13 protein-coding genes are annotated in these 16,508 nt (G+C 61.4%); 5 read left to right on the top strand and 8 right to left on the bottom strand.

Going from position 1 to position 16,508, the window contains the following annotated elements; genetic code table 11:
* Position 1: 1 nt before the first annotated feature.
* From mutL to VIL80_RS13420, 4 genes are all read right to left on the bottom strand, one after another.
* On the bottom strand, positions 2 to 1,912 hold the full coding sequence (mutL, locus tag VIL80_RS13435) for a DNA mismatch repair endonuclease MutL (RefSeq protein ID WP_332036606.1): 1,911 nt from the start codon (positions 1,910 to 1,912) through the stop codon (positions 2 to 4).
* Between the two features lie 423 nt (positions 1,913 to 2,335).
* Entirely contained in the window at positions 2,336 to 3,664 is a 1,329-nt protein-coding gene (locus VIL80_RS13430) for an N-acetylmuramoyl-L-alanine amidase (protein ID WP_414684564.1), read from the bottom strand.
* A gap of 53 nt (positions 3,665 to 3,717) precedes the next feature.
* Positions 3,718 to 4,215 (bottom strand): tRNA (adenosine(37)-N6)-threonylcarbamoyltransferase complex ATPase subunit type 1 TsaE, encoded by a 498-nt coding sequence (gene tsaE / locus VIL80_RS13425; RefSeq protein WP_332036604.1) that lies wholly within the window; start codon positions 4,213 to 4,215, stop codon positions 3,718 to 3,720.
* 10 nt (positions 4,216 to 4,225) lie between these two features.
* Positions 4,226 to 5,740 (bottom strand): NAD(P)H-hydrate dehydratase, encoded by a 1,515-nt coding sequence (locus VIL80_RS13420; protein ID WP_332036603.1) that lies wholly within the window; start codon positions 5,738 to 5,740, stop codon positions 4,226 to 4,228.
* A gap of 121 nt (positions 5,741 to 5,861) precedes the next feature.
* Between VIL80_RS13420 and queG the strand changes: the two genes are divergently transcribed.
* Positions 5,862 to 6,980, top strand: coding sequence for a tRNA epoxyqueuosine(34) reductase QueG (gene queG / locus VIL80_RS13415; protein WP_332036602.1), 1,119 nt, complete (start codon positions 5,862 to 5,864; stop codon positions 6,978 to 6,980).
* Between the two features lie 79 nt (positions 6,981 to 7,059).
* Here queG and orn read toward each other — a convergent pair whose 3' ends face one another.
* Positions 7,060 to 7,602, bottom strand: coding sequence for an oligoribonuclease (gene orn, locus VIL80_RS13410; RefSeq protein ID WP_332036601.1), 543 nt, complete (start codon positions 7,600 to 7,602; stop codon positions 7,060 to 7,062).
* Between the two features lie 171 nt (positions 7,603 to 7,773).
* On the opposite strand from orn, the gene rsgA reads away from it, so the two are divergent.
* The 3 genes from rsgA (at position 7,774) to asd (ending at position 10,679) form a co-directional block, all read left to right on the top strand.
* Positions 7,774 to 8,805: a small ribosomal subunit biogenesis GTPase RsgA gene (rsgA, locus tag VIL80_RS13405; RefSeq protein WP_332036600.1), complete on the top strand. Its 1,032-nt coding sequence runs from the start codon at positions 7,774 to 7,776 to the stop codon at positions 8,803 to 8,805.
* A gap of 39 nt (positions 8,806 to 8,844) precedes the next feature.
* Entirely contained in the window at positions 8,845 to 9,651 is an 807-nt protein-coding gene (locus VIL80_RS13400; RefSeq protein WP_332036599.1) for a sulfurtransferase, read from the top strand.
* Between the two features lie 176 nt (positions 9,652 to 9,827).
* Entirely contained in the window at positions 9,828 to 10,679 is an 852-nt protein-coding gene (gene asd, locus VIL80_RS13395) for an archaetidylserine decarboxylase (protein ID WP_332036598.1), read from the top strand.
* A 105-nt stretch (positions 10,680 to 10,784) separates the two neighbouring features.
* On the opposite strand, the gene VIL80_RS13390 is transcribed toward asd, so the two are convergent.
* Both VIL80_RS13390 and hemE read right to left on the bottom strand, forming a co-directional pair.
* Positions 10,785 to 12,164: an HD-GYP domain-containing protein gene (locus tag VIL80_RS13390; protein ID WP_332036597.1), complete on the bottom strand. Its 1,380-nt coding sequence runs from the start codon at positions 12,162 to 12,164 to the stop codon at positions 10,785 to 10,787.
* Between the two features lie 219 nt (positions 12,165 to 12,383).
* Complete coding sequence (hemE, locus tag VIL80_RS13385) at positions 12,384 to 13,475, bottom strand: uroporphyrinogen decarboxylase (protein WP_332036596.1); 1,092 nt, start codon at positions 13,473 to 13,475, stop codon at positions 12,384 to 12,386.
* A 257-nt stretch (positions 13,476 to 13,732) separates the two neighbouring features.
* Between hemE and VIL80_RS13380 the strand changes: the two genes are divergently transcribed.
* On the top strand, positions 13,733 to 15,094 hold the full coding sequence (locus VIL80_RS13380; RefSeq protein ID WP_332036595.1) for a Na+/H+ antiporter NhaC family protein: 1,362 nt from the start codon (positions 13,733 to 13,735) through the stop codon (positions 15,092 to 15,094).
* Positions 15,095 to 15,173: 79 nt separating this feature from the next.
* On the opposite strand, the gene VIL80_RS13375 is transcribed toward VIL80_RS13380, so the two are convergent.
* Positions 15,174 to 16,508: glutamate synthase small subunit GltD family protein (locus tag VIL80_RS13375; RefSeq protein WP_332036594.1), on the bottom strand; the 1,335-nt coding region annotated here is incomplete at its 5' end.

The following is a 16,508-nucleotide window of genomic DNA, read 5'->3' as shown; positions in this document are numbered from 1 at the left end:
GTCACTGGCCACGCATAAACCATTTGTCCATGTCCGACAGTTTAACCTGGGTCCAGGTCGGTCGGCCGTGGTTACACTGGCCGCTGCGCTCGGTGCGCTCCATATCCCGCAGCAGGCCGTTCATTTCCGGAATACTGAGTTTGCGGTTGGCGCGCACGGAGCCGTGACAGGCCATGGTCGCAAGGATCTCATTGATCTGGTTGCCGATGCGGTCGCTACTGCCTTCCGCCAGCAGATCACTGAGCACGTCCCGCACCAGCTGCTCCACCGGTGCGCCGTGGAGCATGGTGGGTACCTGGCGCACCATCAGGGTTTCTGGGCCGGCACGCTGCAGCACAAAACCGAGGGAAGTGAACACTTCCTCGCGCTCCTCAAAACAGTCGGCCTCGCGCTCGCTCACCGCGAGGCTCACCGGCACCAGCAGCGGCTGTGCCTGGATACCGCCGGCGGCGTGGGCCGCTTTCATCTTTTCGTAGACGATGCGCTCGTGGGCCGCATGCATGTCCACCACCACCATGCCGTGTTCATTCTGGGACAGGATATAGATGCCGTGCAGCTGAGCCACGGCAAAACCCAGTGGCGGCGTCTCGCTCGCGGATTCCGCCGGGATCGACTGGGACCAGGACGGCGCCGTCGTCGCAACTGGCAATTCGCGCACGCCACCTTCATAAGGACGGTGCAGCTCACCATAGCTTTGCATCTGCTGCTGGATTCGCTCCGGCGAGCTGCGCTCACCGAAACCAGCCTGTGGATAACTTCCAGTCCCCGCCGGCGATGTCATACTGGGTGCCTGAGTCAGGGACATCCGCTCCTGACCGGCAAACTCACCGGCGGCGATACCGGAGATCTGCGGCGCGGCCTGTACGCGCTCACCCTGCTCGTCCCGCTGCCCCTCTTTGTCGCCGGGGCGCACATCCGCTAGCGCGCGGTGCAGGGAGCCGAACAGGAAGTCGTGCACCAGTCGGCTGTCGCGGAAGCGCACCTCGTGCTTGGTGGGGTGCACGTTCACGTCCACCGCCGCCGGGTCCAGCTCCAGGTAGAGTACAAAGGCGGGATGGCGGCCGTGATATAGAACATCGGCAAAGGCGCGGCGCACCGCGTGACTCACCACGCGGTCGCGGATGGCGCGGCCGTTGACGTAGAAAAACTGCAGGTCGGCCTGGGAGCGGGAAAATGCCGGCTCCGCCACCCATCCCCACAGGCGCAGGCCGCTGCGTTCCATGTCGATATGCAGCGCGTTCTGCATAAACGCCGGCCCACACAACTGCGCTACGCGCCGCTCCATTTCCGCCCTGGTCGTGCCGCCGCGCAGGTTGTGCACGCCCTTGCCGTTGTGGCGCAGGCTGATGGATACATCGAAACGGGAAAGCGCGAGTCGTTTGATGGTTTCGTCGACGCGGCTGAATTCGGTTTTTTCGGTGCGCAGGAATTTTCTGCGCGCGGGCGTATTGAAGAACAGGTCCCGCACTTCCACCGTGGTACCGCGCGGATGCGCGGCGGGCGCCAACTGGGTTTCCATCTCCCGCCCTTCGGCGGTCACCACCCAGCCCTTGCCGGTGTCGTCGCGGCTGCTGGTCAGCGAGAGCCGCGCGACGGAGGAGATACTGGCGAGTGCCTCGCCGCGGAACCCCAGTGTAGCGACAGCTTCGAGGTCTTCGAGCGCGTGGATTTTGGAGGTAGCGTGACGTGCGAGTGCGAGGTGCAGGTCGTCTTTCTCAATCCCCTTGCCGTTGTCCCGCACCATGATGCGCTTGACTCCACCCCCGTCGAGATCCACTTCCAGCCTTGAAGCGCCGGCGTCGAGGCTGTTTTCCAGCAATTCTTTGATTACAGATGCAGGCCGCTCGACCACTTCGCCGGCGGCGATCTGGTTGGCGAGCCTTGGGGACAGTAACTGGATATTGTCGGGCATTGGGATCTTGGTTTTTGGCGTTTAACCCCGGAGCCCTGATTTGGCCGTGTTCTCGGGGTTCTATTTAAAACTGTGGCGCCGGAGCACCGGGGTATTGTTTTTGGAACCGCTGTGAACCCATCCCTGGGCGCTGCGGCGCAAACATCCTGTTTGCGACGCTTCCAAAAACAATACCCCGGCACTCCCGCTTAAATTCAAATCGTTTTACTTCGTAGCGACCCAATGACGACCACCTGCGGACTAGATGCGAAGCCAAAATGCTGGTGATGGGTTTTCAAACGCGTCGGCGACAAGGACGTCGCCGACGCAGCGTACAGGGATGTATTCCCAGGGGGGCGCCTAGCTCGGTTTTGAAAACCCATCCCTAGAATTTTGGCGCCCCGCAGCTCGATTAGAGCCACAAGGGGGCGGCACGGTTCCACCTCAGCCAGATGGAATAGTCAGCGTCTGACCCACACGAATCATGGAAGTATCCATTCGGTTAGCCCTCTTCAGGTCCGCCACCGAAATGTTGTAGCGGGCCGCAATGCCCGACAGGGTATCACCACGGGCGATAGTGTGCTTGCGATCCGTGCGACTGCCATTGGATGCAAGCCAGCTGCCCGCAGGGGGCCGCGAGGTAAAGTGGGAGACGATCCCCTCGCTGAGTTTTTCCGCCATACGCTTCTGGAACGATGGGTCACGCAACCGGCGCGCCTCGTCCGGGTTGGTGATAAATCCGGTTTCCACCAGGATCGACGGCACATCTGGGTTGCGTAGCACCGAGAAGTTCGCCTGCTCCACCTTCTTCTTGTGCAGATGGGTAAAGCTGCCAATCGCGTTCAAGACACTGCTGCCCACATCCAGGCTTGTGTTCATGGTCGCGGTCATGGCGAGATCCAGCAGCACACCTGCGAGGGTATCGTCCTTGTCACTGAGGCTCAGGCTGCCGGCACCGCCGATCAGGTCGGATTCGTTTTCCCGCTGCGCCAGAAAGCGCGCGGTCTCACTGGTGGCCCCTCGCGAGGAGACAGCATACACACCCGCACCGCGGGCATCCTTGCGGGTAAAGGCATCCGCATGGATCGACACAAACAGGTCCGCGCGCAACTGCCGGCCCTTCTTTACCCGGTCGCGCAGGGGGATGTAGTAGTCACCGGAGCGCACCAGCTTTGCAGAAAAGCCGGACTTGCGATCGATCGCCTCGTGCAGGTAACGGGAAATGGCCAGCACCACGTCCTTTTCACGCAGGCCGCCCGGGCCCAGGGCACCCGGGTCCTCGCCTCCGTGGCCGGCGTCAATGGCGATGACGATATCGCGCTGACCGCTGTCCTGGACCTGCTCGATGGTTTTCTCTTCCACCTTATCGCGGTCGTGGAGGTCGATCACCAGTCGATCGGGAAGGGTTTCGTGGCGGCGCAGGGCGAAGCTGCGCGGGTTTACCGGCTGCTTCAGATCCAGCACTACCCGCAGGTCGCGCTTGTCCTTGGTGGCGTAGCGGACGCCGGAGATGGGGGTATCCGTAAGCGGCAGGTCCGCAATAGAGGCTCCCAGGGTTGCCCCGCTTACATCGATCACCACACGGTCGGGGTTCTGCAGGGTAAACAGCTTGTGCTCGGCGGGGCCGTCCAGGTCAAATACCAGGCGGGTATGGTCCGGGGCACGCCACAGGCGCACCCCCTCCACTTCCGCGGACACACACGGCAGCGCGACGAATAACGTCAGCGTGAACAAAATGGTTTGAAGTCGCACCGGCAACCCTGTTCCGATCATTATTATTGCCCTGTCGAATCGTTTGCGCGCTTTCGCTCCGTGAATAGCGCGGTTCAGTTTTCCGCGAAGTGCGCGCCGGCCAGGACCGCCGCCCCCGCGTCACTCTCTGCGATCAATTTTAGTTCTCGGCCTTCGCCCTGCAATCGCAGCTCGAGCCGCAGATCCGGTGTTGGCAAAACGCCCGCACCGCGCTCGGACCACTCCACCAGGCTCAGGCTACCGCGGCCGAAATAATCCCGCACCCCCATGTACTCCAGTTCTTCCGCATCGCCCAGGCGATAGAGATCGAAGTGATACACACGAAAATCGGTAAATTCGTAGGGTTCCACCAGGGTGTAGGTGGGGCTCTTTACCGCCCCGCGATGACCAAACGCACGCAGCACGCCGCGGCTGAATGTGGTCTTGCCCGCACCCAGCTGACCGCCGAGAAAAATCACCAGGCCCGCGGTCATTCCCGCGTCGATACACGCTTGCCCCAGCGCTTCGCCGGTAGTGACGGTGGCCGCTTCATCGGCCAGATACAGCGTTTTTTCCACAGGCTGTGCACTCAAGCTTTTTTCCTCAGTCCACCAGTGTGCGGATATGTGGCAACAGGTCCGTGGCCAGCAGGCCGCGCTGACCGTCGGCCGCGGCGCGGTTACCGGCCTCGCCGTGCAGCCATACCGCGAGGCGTACCGCCGCCGGCAGTGCCATGCCCTGGCCGATCAATGCGGCAATTACGCCGGTGAGCAGGTCGCCCATACCTCCGGAGGCCATACCGGGATTGCCGGTATTGATCACATCCACACCTTCGGCATGGGCAATTACCGTGCCCGCGCCCTTTAATACCACCACGCCACTGAATTTTTCCTGAATCGCTTTGGCCGCGGCGACCGGATCGGCGGTGACTTCCACGCTGGTGATGCCCAGCAGTCGCGCCGCTTCCCCCACGTGGGGTGTCAGCACCCAATCGTCACGCTTGATGCCGGCGAGTACGCGGCCGCCGGCGAGAATATTCAGCGCGTCCGCATCCAGTACCAGTGCACCCTGGGCGCGCCCTGCGCGGGCGAGCAACTGTTCGCTCCAGGGGGTCTGGCCGAGGCCCGGGCCCACGGCGATCACATCCGGCGCCTCCAGCAGTGGTTCCAGCTCCTGGCCGGACACCACCGGGTGCGCCATCACTTCCGGGCGCCGGGTGAGCGACGCCACCACATGCTCAGGCCGAGTCGCCAGCGAGATCAGGCCGGCACCACATCGCGCAGCAGACTCCGCCGCCATCAGCGCGGCGCCACCGAAGCCGTGATCGCCGCCGACAATCATCACATGACCAAACTGGTTCTTGTAGCTGTCTGCAGCGCGCGCCGGCAGTCGCTCAAGACTGTCGCCACTGTAGCGAACCAGCAGCGCCGACACCTGGGCATAGATTTCCGGGGCCGCGCCCAGATCTTCGAAAACGACCTCACCGGCGAGCGCAGGACCACGGCCGAGAAACAGGCCGGCCTTGCGGCCGATAAAGGTGACGGTCGCATCCGCCTGCACCGCCTCGATGGCATAGCCAGTGTCCGCGTTCAGGCCGGAGGGCAGGTCCACCGCCAGCACCGGTGCGAGCGAGCGGTTGATGTGTGCGATGGCGGCATCCACAGGCGCGCGCAGTTCGCCGCTGAAACCGGTGCCCAGCAGCGCGTCCACCAGCACCGTGTGCTTGCCCTCTGGCGGCAGCCCCGCGAGGTCATGCACAAGCGTCGCGCCCTCACGCTCGGCAAAGCTGTAGGCTTGCAGCGCTTCGCCTTTCAGCTTGTCCGCAGGCACGCCCACAAATACTGTCACCGGAATCTGGCGCTGGGCGGCGAGACCGGCAATCACATAGCCGTCGCCACCGTTGTTGCCACCGCCACAGAACACCTGAACGTCGCTTATCTCTGGCCAGCGGCTACACAGGTAATCAAATGCGGCGCGACCGGCGCGCTTCATCAGCGCGATGGCGGGAATCTGCTGCTGGGAGATTACAAGCCTGTCCAGTTCGCGCACGGCCTCGGCGCTGTAGAGCTTTTGCGGGTGCGACGGGGAGTTATTGTGACTGTCCATAGTGTCCGGCATAGGTGGGTACTGCATTCCTGCTGTGGTCAAATTTTAAACTGTGGCAAAATATTGGCGATTATACCGCCTCCACCCCCAAACCGCCGCACACGGCCACCGCCAATTTCGTGACCATTCCTTCATGACAAACACCCCTGATACCCAGACCATGACCGAACTGGCCGCGCAGATTCACCTGTGGGGACGGGAGCTGGGTTTCCAGCAGGTGGGTATCACCGATTGCCATCTCGAACAGCACGGCGAGCGGCTGCAGGCGTGGTTGGACGCCGGCTACAACGGCGATATGGAGTGGATGGGGGCCCATGGCGACAAGCGCTGGCGACCAGACCTGCTGGAGGAGAGCACCCTGCGGGTTATCAGCGTGCGCCTGGACTACCTGCCGCCAGACACGCAGCCGGTGCAGATTCTGAAAGACCCGGGCAAGGCCTACGTTTCCCGCTACGCCAATGGCCGCGATTATCACAAACTGATCCGCAAGCGACTGGCGCAGCTGGCACAACAGATCGATCACTACTGCGAGAAGCGAGGTATCGAGGCACGCGGTCGCGCATTTACCGACAGCGCACCGGTGATGGAGCGGGCCCTGGCAGAAAAGGCCGGACTCGGCTGGATCGGCAAGAACTGCATGGTGATCAACAGTCAGGCCGGCAGCTGGTTTTTCCTCGGCGAGATCTATACCAACCTGCCGCTGCCGGTAGATGTGAGTGAAGAACCGAACCAGTGCGGCGAGTGCACCGCCTGCCTCAAGGTGTGCCCGACGGATGCGTTTGTAGACGCCTACACCCTGGACGCGCGCCGCTGTATTTCCTACCTCACCATTGAGAACAAGGGTCCGATCCCTGAGGAATTCCGCGAGCCCATGGGCAACCGCGTGTTTGGCTGCGACGACTGCCAGATCATCTGCCCCTGGAACAAGTTTGCCAAACCCACCGGCGAGCCTGATTTTCATCCGCGCCATGGGCTCGACAGCGGCGCCCTGGTGGATTTATTTCGCTGGACCGAGGATGAATTTCTGAAGAAAACCGAGGGATCGGCGATTCGACGGATTGGGTTTGAGCGGTGGCAGCGGAACCTGGCGGTGGCGCTTGGGAACTCCGATCCAGCTCCGGAAACTATTCTGGCTTTAGAAGAGGCTCTTGGCTCCACTACGTCGTTGGTGGCAGAGCATATTGAGTGGGCGCTGATGCGGCTGCGCAGCGGACGGCGCCGGAAACGGAAGATCAAACGCGCTGCCGAGTAAGTTTTAGTGTTGGGGTATTGGTGGTTTGAAGCTGGTGTGGTGACGCCCAGCTTTCAAACCACCGAAAAACCATCCAGCCTCAGCTCATGCGAAAAAAATGCTCGCGATAATGCTTCAGCTCATTAATCGAATCGTGAATATCATCCAACGCCAGGTGCGAGGAAGTTTTCTTAACGCCTTGCAAGACGTCCGGCCGCCAGCGCCGCGCCAGCTCTTTCACCGAGCTCACATCCAGATTGCGATAGTGGAAGTAGCGCTCCAGTAACGGCATGTATTTCACCAGAAAGCGGCGGTCCTGACCGATGGAGTTGCCACACATGGGGGAGGCGCCCTCCGGCACCCAGTGCTGCAGGAACTCAATGGTCTCCTGCTCCGCCTCCCGCTCACTGAACGGGGACTCTTTCACCCGCGCCACCAGTCCCGAGCCACCGTGTTGTTCCGTGTTCCAGTCATCCATCGCATTCAGCAGCGCGTCGCTCTGGTGGATCGCCATCACCGGCCCTTCCGCCAGCACATTCAGGCGTGAATCCGTCACCACCGTGGCAATCTCGATGATGCGCTCTTTCTCGGGATCGAGACCGGTCATTTCCAGATCGATCCAGATCAGATTATTCTGATCCACAATAGTCTCCTGTCTGGCCGCCAGATCCGGCGGCAAATGAATATGGGATGAAGGAAGGATGGGCCGGAATATACAAGAGAGGCAAGGTACCGCAATCCCCCGGTGATGCAAGTTATAATCCGCCGCCCTCCACAAACCGAGCCCTCCCTCCAGGCCTCCAGCGACATATATATGAGCAAACGCAAACTCAACCGCCGCCAGCAGTGGCGTATCGCCAAGATCCAGGAAGAGCGGGAAGCCCGCGCACGCAAGCGCGAGGAGAACCTGGATCAGGCGGCAGAGGAAGGTGATTTAGGGCCAGAGCAAACCGGCCTGGTGATCGCCAACTACGGCAGTCAGGTACTGGTGGAGAGCGAGGGTGACGCGAGCCTGCGACAACGCTGCCATGTGCGCGCAAATATCGAAACCTTGGTCACCGGCGACAGGGTCGCCTGGAATCCGGCGACCGGTGAATCCGCAGGCGGCCTCGGCGTTGTCGGCGCGCGCCTGCCGCGCCACTCCGAACTGCAACGCCCAGACCGCTACGGCGATATGAAAACCGTCGCCGCCAATATCGACCGCATCCTGATCGTGATCGCACCCTACCCCGAGCCCTTCGCCAACGCCATTGACCGCTACCTGGTTGCGGCGGAGACCACCGGCATCCATCCCTTGCTGTTACTGAACAAGATTGACCTGATCGACGACGGCAATCGCGACATCCTGGAGCAACTGCTGGCCCCCTATCCAGGCCTCGGCTATGAGGTTCTGAGACTATCCACCAAAACCGGGGAAGGCCTCGATGGCCTGCTGGCCACACTCGCAGAAGGCACCAGCGTGTTTGTCGGCCAGTCCGGCGTGGGCAAATCGTCACTGGTCAACGGCCTGTTGCCAAGCGCCGACGCCCGCACCGGCGCACTGTCGGAAGCCACCGGCAAAGGCACCCACACCACCACCGCCGCGGAACTGTTTCATCTGCCCAGCGGCGGCGATCTGATAGACTCACCGGGCATCCGCGAATTTGGCATCTGGCACATGAGCGAGCAGGAACTGCTGGAAGGTTTCGTGGAATTCCGCCCGTTTATCGGCCACTGCCGCTTCCGCGACTGCAACCACCAGGGTGAACCCGGCTGCGCCATACTGGGCGCACTGGAGCGCGGCGACATCAGTCAGCGCCGCATGGACAGCTACCTGCACCTGCGCAACAGCCTGGAAAACGAATAAGGGCCTTTTGAAAGGGCAAAAACCCATAAGGAATATGTAGTGAGTGAAGTACCGCTGATTCTGGAACCGGAACAACTGGCCCCCCTGCTCGAGCATGAAGAAATCCGGGTCGTCGACCTGAGTTCCCCGGCCAATTATTTCGCCGGCCACATACCCGGCGCCATCGGCCTGCCCTTCCAGGCCCTTATGGCCGGCACCCCGCCTGCTCCCGGAAAACTGCCATCACTGGAACGCCTCACCGAAGTCATGCGCGCCATTGGCCTCACCCCCGACACCCACATCGTCGCCTGTGACGACGAAGGCGGCGGCTGGGCTGGACGCTTACTGTGGACCCTGGAAGTCATCGGCCACAAAAAATACAGCTACCTGAACGGCGGCATGATCGCGTGGAAAAACGCCGGCCTGCCACTCTCCACCGAAGAAGTTGCTGTTGCGCCGAGCGATATCGAAATTGCCATCGCCGACGAGGCGCCGGTAATCGACGCGGAACAAATCCAGCAGCGCCTGGATCACAACGACCTGCAGGTTTGGGACGCCCGCTCCCCGGCGGAATACACCGGAGAGCGCCTGGTCGCCATGCGCGGCGGCCACATCCCTGGCGCCATCAACTGCGAGTGGACCCAGTTGATGGACCCGCAGCGCGACCTGCGCATTCGCACCGATGCCAAGGAATTTCTCGCCGCCCTGGGCATCGACGGCAAAACCGAAATCGCCACTCACTGCCAGAGCCACCACCGCTCCGCGTTTACCTGGCTGGTGGGAAAATCCCTCGGATTCCCGATCAAGGCGTACCCAGGCTCATGGAGTGAATGGGGCAACCTGCCGAATACCCCGATAGAAAATTGATTCAGAGCTTTCACCCTACACACCAAGCTCAGTACTCAGATGCGAAGGGCGGGTACCGGGTGTGGGTTTTCAGCGGTCCAGAAAACCCACACCCGGTACCTGGCCGCCACATTAACTAAACAGAGCACCAAAAGACTCTGGCGCCAAACCAAAAACCAACGGGATTACAGACCTACATGCACCCGAAACTGTTTATCTTCCTGCAATACATCACCCCCCAGCACCTGCTCTCGCGTGCCGCTGGCTGGCTTGCTGAAACCCGCATCGGCGGCATCAAAAACCCGTTCACCAAATGGTTCGTGGAAAAATATGAAGTCGACATGAGCGAAGCGCTGGAAGAAGACTGCACGGCCTACACCTGCTTCAACGACTTCTTCACCCGCGCCCTGAAAGAAGGCGCCCGCCCCGTCGTCGAAGGTGAAGGTACTATCGCCGGTTGCGCTGATGGCGCCATCAGCCAGCTGGGTGAAATCCACAACGGCCGAATCTTCCAGGCCAAAGGCCAGGACTACAGCCTGCTGGAACTGGTTGGCGGCGACCCCGAAGTGGCCGCGCAATTTACCGGCGGTAAATTCGCAACCATCTACCTCTCCCCGAAAGATTACCACCGCGTACACATGCCGCTGGACGGCGTGCTGCAACGCATGATCTACGTCCCCGGCGAACTCTTCTCGGTAAACACCACCACCGCAGAAAATGTCCCGCGTCTGTTCGCGCGCAACGAACGCCTGGTGTGTATCTTTGACACCGCCGCCGGCCCCATGGCCATGATCCTTGTCGGTGCCATGATCGTCGCCGCCATCGAAACCGTATGGGCCGGCCAAGTCGCACCGCTCAAGCGCCAGATCCGTACCACCCGCTACGACGAACAAAAACCCATCGCATTGAAAAAAGGCGAGGAAATGGGGCGCTTCAAGCTCGGCTCCACCGTGGTACTGCTGTTTGGTGCGGACAAGGTGAATTGGCTGGAAGAACTGGCAGCAGAAGCCCCGGTGAAAATGGGCGAGCATTTCGGCGATCTGGCGTAACGACGTTGCTCCATCCAGTAAAGCTCCCACAGGGCACGCCCTGTGGGAGACGAACCGCTGGCGGTCGTCGGTTACACAGCTCTAAATTTTTGCAGAATTGCCGCCTCAGCGGCTGGGCAGGAATCGCGCGATAAACGCCGGCAGGCGCTGCTCGTAGAGGTACTGGTCGCGCACTTTGGCTACGTCAATGTGCGGGAAATGACTGGGATCGAGATCCTGGGTGATGGTGATGAGTCCCGCTTCTGGTAGGGATTTCTTGCCCTTGTTTACCAGTGCCATTTTGCGGTCGTCGTCCACGGCCATATCGAACAGGCGCGGCTTTTCGAGCAGTTTCTTCTCGCGATCCGTCACCAGCATCACCTTCGGCTTCAGCCGGCGCTGATGACTCTGCTCCACCACCACCGCCAGCTCACCACTGGACAGTTCCACCTGGGTACCGGTGGGATAGAGGCCGATGGACTGGATAAACTCCACCACCAGCTGCTCCTGGAAAGTACTATTTCGCAATTCGTAGAGTTGCGCCACGGCTTTTGACGGCGGCACAGGGAATTCCACACCGCGGGGGTTGGTGGCTTCATCGTAGAAGGTGACGATGCCACACATGCGCGCCAGTACCGGAATCTGCCCGCCGCGCAATCCGCGGGGATAGCCACTGCCATCGTACTGCTCCTTGTGGCACTGCACGATGTTGATTACCTGGCGGTCGATATTTGGATCAGTGGACAACAGTTTCACGCTGTATCCCACGAACTTGCGGTATTCGAGCTCCGCACGCGGATCGCGCCTTTCGGCTTTCAGCACCTCGTCCGGCAGGCACAGCTTGCCCACGTCTTTCAACAGGGTCGCCACTCCCAGCTGCACCAGTTCATGTCGGCGCAGGCCGATATGACGTCCGAAAACCACTGCCCATACGCTGGCGCGCACCGAATGGCTGTAAGTGTGTTCATCTTTTTCCCGTACCCGCGCCAGCCACGAAAAAGCATCCGGGCTGCGCAGTACGCTGTCCACCATCTGGCAGACGGTCTGGCTTATCTGGGCGGTGGGCAGCGGGCGGTCGGCTTGCAGTTGCACCATGACTTCGTGCATGCCGCGGATGATGCGGTCGTGTAACTGGCGGGCCCTGGGGGCCTCCCGGCGCGCGGGCTCAGGCACGGCATAGCTGTTATGACGGACCTGCACCGGCTTGCAGTCAATAGCGACGGGGATACGGCGGTAATCGCCTTTACCTGGTAACGGCTGGCTAGACGCCTGCTCAGTGGCGGCGCGGGTGATCTTGCGCAGCTTGACGCCCACCTCGCCCACGCTCTTGACTACGTCCACGTAGACGTAGCGGCAGTATTTCTGCAGCTGACGGATTTCTTCCAGGTCGCGGATATAGAAACCCTGCAGGGCAAATGGTGTGCGCGTCCACGGACGATCCAGGCGGGACACAAACATGCCCCGCTGCAGGTCTTCCACGAATACCTTAGCCTGTTGGATTGCCACTAGTCAGTTGCCGCGTATTTTTTTGTTTTGTTTAGTTCTGTCTAACTGTCTCGCGCGTGCCGGGAAACAAAGGCACTACCGCACACAAAGACCCCGCGCCGGCAAAACCGGAGCGGGGCGGAATTGTCACACAAGTCTACCCGTTGGTTGACACTTCATTTGTGATGCGTGTCACACAATTCCAGTCAGCAAGTACTTACGCACCAAGTTCTTTTCCCATTACTGGTGATATTGGGGAGAGAGTTCCAATACCGCCTCGAACATGGCACCGGCATGGGCCGGGTCCACCTGGGGTGTGACGCCGTGTCCCAGATTGAAAATATGCCCATTGCCGTGGCCAAAGCCCGCCAGCAGACCCGCTACTTCCTCGCGGATGCGCGCCGGGCTCGCCAGCAGGATCGCCGGATCCAGATTGCCCTGCAGGGCAACGCGGTCACCGACACGGGCGCGCGCACGGGTGATGTCCGTGGTCCAGTCGAGACCGAGCGCGTCCGCTCCGGTATCCGCCATCAGCTCCAGCCACTGGCCGCCACCCTTGGTGAACAGGATCGCCGGCACCCGGCGCCCGTCGTGCTCTTTGATCAGTCCCTGCAGAATACGGGCCATATATTGCAGGGAAAACTCCTGATAAGCCGCGTGGCTGAGTGCGCCACCCCAGGTATCGAAAATCTGCACCGCCTGGGCGCCGGCGCGGATCTGGGCGTTGAGATAGTCGATGACCGAGTCCGCCAGCACGCTCAGCAACTGATGCAGATCTTCCGGGCGGTTGTAGAGCATCTCCTTGGTGCGGGCGAAGTCGCGGCTCGAGCCACCTTCCACCATGTAGGTGGCGAGGGTCCAGGGACTGCCGGAGAAACCGATCAGCGGCACCCGACCGTTCAGTTCGCGGCGGATGGCAGTCACCGCATTGGTGACATAGTCCAGGTCGCGCGCGGTGTTGACCACTTGCAGCGCGGCAATATCGGCACTGGTGCGCACGGGCTTGCTGAATTTCGGGCCCTCGCCCTCCTCAAAATAAAGCCCCAGACCCATGGCGTCGGGGATGGTGAGGATATCGGAAAACAGGATCGCGGCGTCCAGCGGGTAGCGCTCCAGAGGCTGCAGGGTCACCTCGCACGCCAGTTCAGTATTGCGGCACAGATCCATAAAGGTGCCTGCCTTGGCGCGGGTGGCACGGTATTCCGGCAGGTAACGGCCGGCCTGGCGCATCATCCACATCGGGGTACGGTCCACCGGCTGGCGCAGCAGCGCGCGCAGGAAGCGGTCGTTTTGGAGCGGAGCAAACTGGGAGGGGGGCTGGATCTCGGACATGACAATTCAGGGGCTGACTAAAAAGGCGGCTATTGTAGCCGTTCGCGGCGGCGGAAAACAAAACTCTTGCGGATACAGATTTCCCAAACGTCACGTACAATAACGCGCCCACGGCTTTAACCATGGCGCAACCCGCGTTACCCGAACCCCGACCGCCGTGCCATCGCTCAGGCAATGACGCCCCGCTTCCACTAACCAGTGGATGGCTCTGGCCGCGGCTGCCGGATTCTTTTTGTTATAGAACGATGAGCGATTGAATGGAAACTTATGGCGCACTCAGCCTGATTCCCACCATTGCCGTGGTCGCTACTGCCGTGATCACCAAGCGCCCAGTGGCCGCCCTGATCACCGGTGTGATCATCGCGCTGGTGATGCTCGACCCGAGCGATATCATGACCCCGCTAACCGACACCGCACTTGCGGTGATGGCCGATGAAACCATCGGTTGGGTCATTCTCGTGTGCGGACTGTTCGGCAGCCTGATTGCGCTGTTGATTCGCTCCGGTGCCGCCAACGCCTTCGCGGACCTGCTGGCCCAAAGGGCCAATACCCGCAAGCGCGCAGTGCTCAGTACCTGGTTTCTGGGGCTGGTGATTTTTATCGACGACTACCTGAACGCACTGGCGGTCGGTGCCTCGATGAAAAAGGTCACCGACAAATTCAAGGTTTCGCGGCAGATGCTCGCGTATATCGCCGACTCTACTGCGGCGCCAGCGTGCTTCCTGGTACCCATCTCCACCTGGGCGGTGTTCTTCTCAGGCATCCTGGAATCCGCCAATATTGCGGAACAGGGCGAGGGCATCAGCATGTACATCAGCGCCATCCCGTTCATGCTCTATTCCTGGCTGGCACTGCTGCTGGTGCCACTGGTGGCCACCGGCCGCATTCCGCTGATCGGCCCGATGAAGCGCGCCGAGGCTCTCGCCGCCGCCGGCACCCCGGAAATTTCCCCCGACGAACTGCCGGCGAGTGCCGCCGGTCCCGCGGCGGTGGGTCCGCGGCACCACGCGTGGAACTTCATCGTGCCGATCCTCAGCCTGCTGTTTTTCAGCTGGGTCTACGACATTGACGTCCTCAAGGGTGTGATCATCGCACTGGCGATCACCATCCCCCTGTTCGGCCTGCAGAGAGTCATCGGCTGGCACGAGATGCTGGACACGGTGATGGACGGCTTCAAACTGATGATTCCACCGCTCGCCATCATCGTTGCGGCCTTCATGTTCAAAGCCGTGAACGACAGTCTGGGCATGCCGCAGTATGTGATCGAGTCACTGAAGCCGCTGATGACCGCGCAGTGGCTGCCGCTGGTAGCGTTTCTGTCGATGTCGCTGATTTCATTTGCCACCGGCTCGTCGTGGGGGATTTTCACCATCACCATCCCCATCATCGTCCCGCTGGCGCAGGCCGTCGGCTGCCCGCTGCCGCTGGCGCTGGGTGCACTGCTCTCCGCCAGTGCCTTCGGTAGCCACGCCTGCTTCTACGGCGACGCCACCGTGCTTGCAGCCCAGGGCAGCGGCTGTACGGTGATGAGCCACGCGCTGACCCAGCTGCCCTACGCCATCATGGCGGCGATCATCGCCGGCATCGGCTTCGTTCTATGCGGCTTTTTGCTGGTATAAGCGGTTAGCTGAATTCACCAATAAAAAGGGGCGCCTAGGCGCCCCTTTTTATTTTGACGTTCTGCACGTCGGATAAGCATCAGACCTTCAGGTAGTCGAGGATACCCTCGGCGGCCTGGCGGCCTTCCCAGATCGCGGTAACCACCAGGTCGGAACCGCGCACCATGTCGCCGCCGGCGAAGACCTTGTCATTGCTGGTCTGGAACTTGAACTTCTGCTGTTCCGGCGCAACCACGCCACCCCACTCGGCCACCTGGATATTGTGGTCGCCGAACCAGTCCGCCGGGCTCGGGCGAAAACCGAAGGCCACCAGCACCACATCCGCCGGGATGACCTGCTCGGAACCGGGCACCACTTCCGGGCGGCGACGGCCTTTCTCATCCGGCTCACCCAGCTGGGTGGTCACCACTTTCACACCTTCCACCTTGCCATCACCGACGATTTCCACCGGCTGGCGATTGAACAGGAAGCGCACGCCCTCTTCCTTGGCATTCGCCACCTCGCGGCGGGAGCCGGGCATATTCTCTTCGTCGCGACGGTAAGCGCAGGTCACGCGCTTGGCGCCCTGGCGGATGGAGGTGCGGTTGCAGTCCATTGCGGTGTCGCCACCACCCAGCACCACGACACGCTTGCCGTCCACGGAGATGAAGTCTTCTGCACTCTTCTCCCAGCCCATATTGCGGTTGACGTTGGAAATCAGGAACGGCAGTGCGTCGTACACGCCAGGCAGTTCCTCACCGGGGAAGCCGCCCTTCATGTAGTTGTAAGTGCCCATGCCCAGGAACACCGCATCGTAATCGGCGAGCAGCTGGTCGAAGGTGATGTCTCTACCGATCTCGGTTTCCAGGCAGAACTCCACCCCCATCTCGGTAAAGATGGCGCGGCGCTGCTGCATCACGGATTTCTCCAGCTTGAACTCGGGGATACCGAAGGTCAGCAGGCCGCCGATTTCCGGGTGCTTGTCGAACACCACCGGCTGTACGCCGTTGCGCACCAGCACATCTGCACAGGCGAGGCCCGCGGGGCCGGCACCGACGATGGCCACGCGCTTGTCGGTCTTTTTCACCGCGCTCAGGTCCGGGCGCCAGCCCAGCGCGAACGCGGTATCGGTGATGTATTTCTCGGCGTTGCCGATGGTCACCGCACCGAAGCCGTCGTTCAGGGTACAGGCGCCCTCGCACAGGCGATCCTGCGGACACACGCGGCCGCACACTTCCGGCAGCGAGTTGGTCTGGTGACTCAACTCCGCCGCTTCCATGATGTTGCCTTCGCTGATCAGGCGCAGCCAGTTCGGGATGTAGTTGTGCACCGGGCACTTCCACTCGCAGTAGGGGTTGCCGCAGTCCAGGCAGCGGTGCGCCTGGCTGGCCACCTGCCGCTCGGTGAACGGCTGGTAGATCTCCACGAACTGGTT

It is taken from the genome of Microbulbifer sp. (genome assembly GCF_036563125.1).
In the GTDB taxonomy this organism is placed as follows: domain Bacteria; phylum Pseudomonadota; class Gammaproteobacteria; order Pseudomonadales; family Cellvibrionaceae; genus Microbulbifer.
This window is presented reverse-complemented; position numbering and strand designations above follow the sequence as displayed.

Coding starts and splice junctions, on each gene's coding strand:
- mutL (WP_332036606.1), bottom strand. CDS start 1,912: ATGCCCGACAATATCCAGTTACTGTCCCCAAGGCTCGCCAACCAGATC.
- asd (WP_332036598.1), top strand. CDS start 9,828: ATGCACCCGAAACTGTTTATCTTCCTGCAATACATCACCCCCCAGCAC.
- VIL80_RS13430 (WP_414684564.1), bottom strand. CDS start 3,664: ATGATCGGAACAGGGTTGCCGGTGCGACTTCAAACCATTTTGTTCACG.
- rsgA (WP_332036600.1), top strand. CDS start 7,774: ATGAGCAAACGCAAACTCAACCGCCGCCAGCAGTGGCGTATCGCCAAG.
- hemE (WP_332036596.1), bottom strand. CDS start 13,475: ATGTCCGAGATCCAGCCCCCCTCCCAGTTTGCTCCGCTCCAAAACGAC.
- queG (WP_332036602.1), top strand. CDS start 5,862: ATGACAAACACCCCTGATACCCAGACCATGACCGAACTGGCCGCGCAG.
- VIL80_RS13420 (WP_332036603.1), bottom strand. CDS start 5,740: ATGCCGGACACTATGGACAGTCACAATAACTCCCCGTCGCACCCGCAA.
- VIL80_RS13380 (WP_332036595.1), top strand. CDS start 13,733: ATGGAAACTTATGGCGCACTCAGCCTGATTCCCACCATTGCCGTGGTC.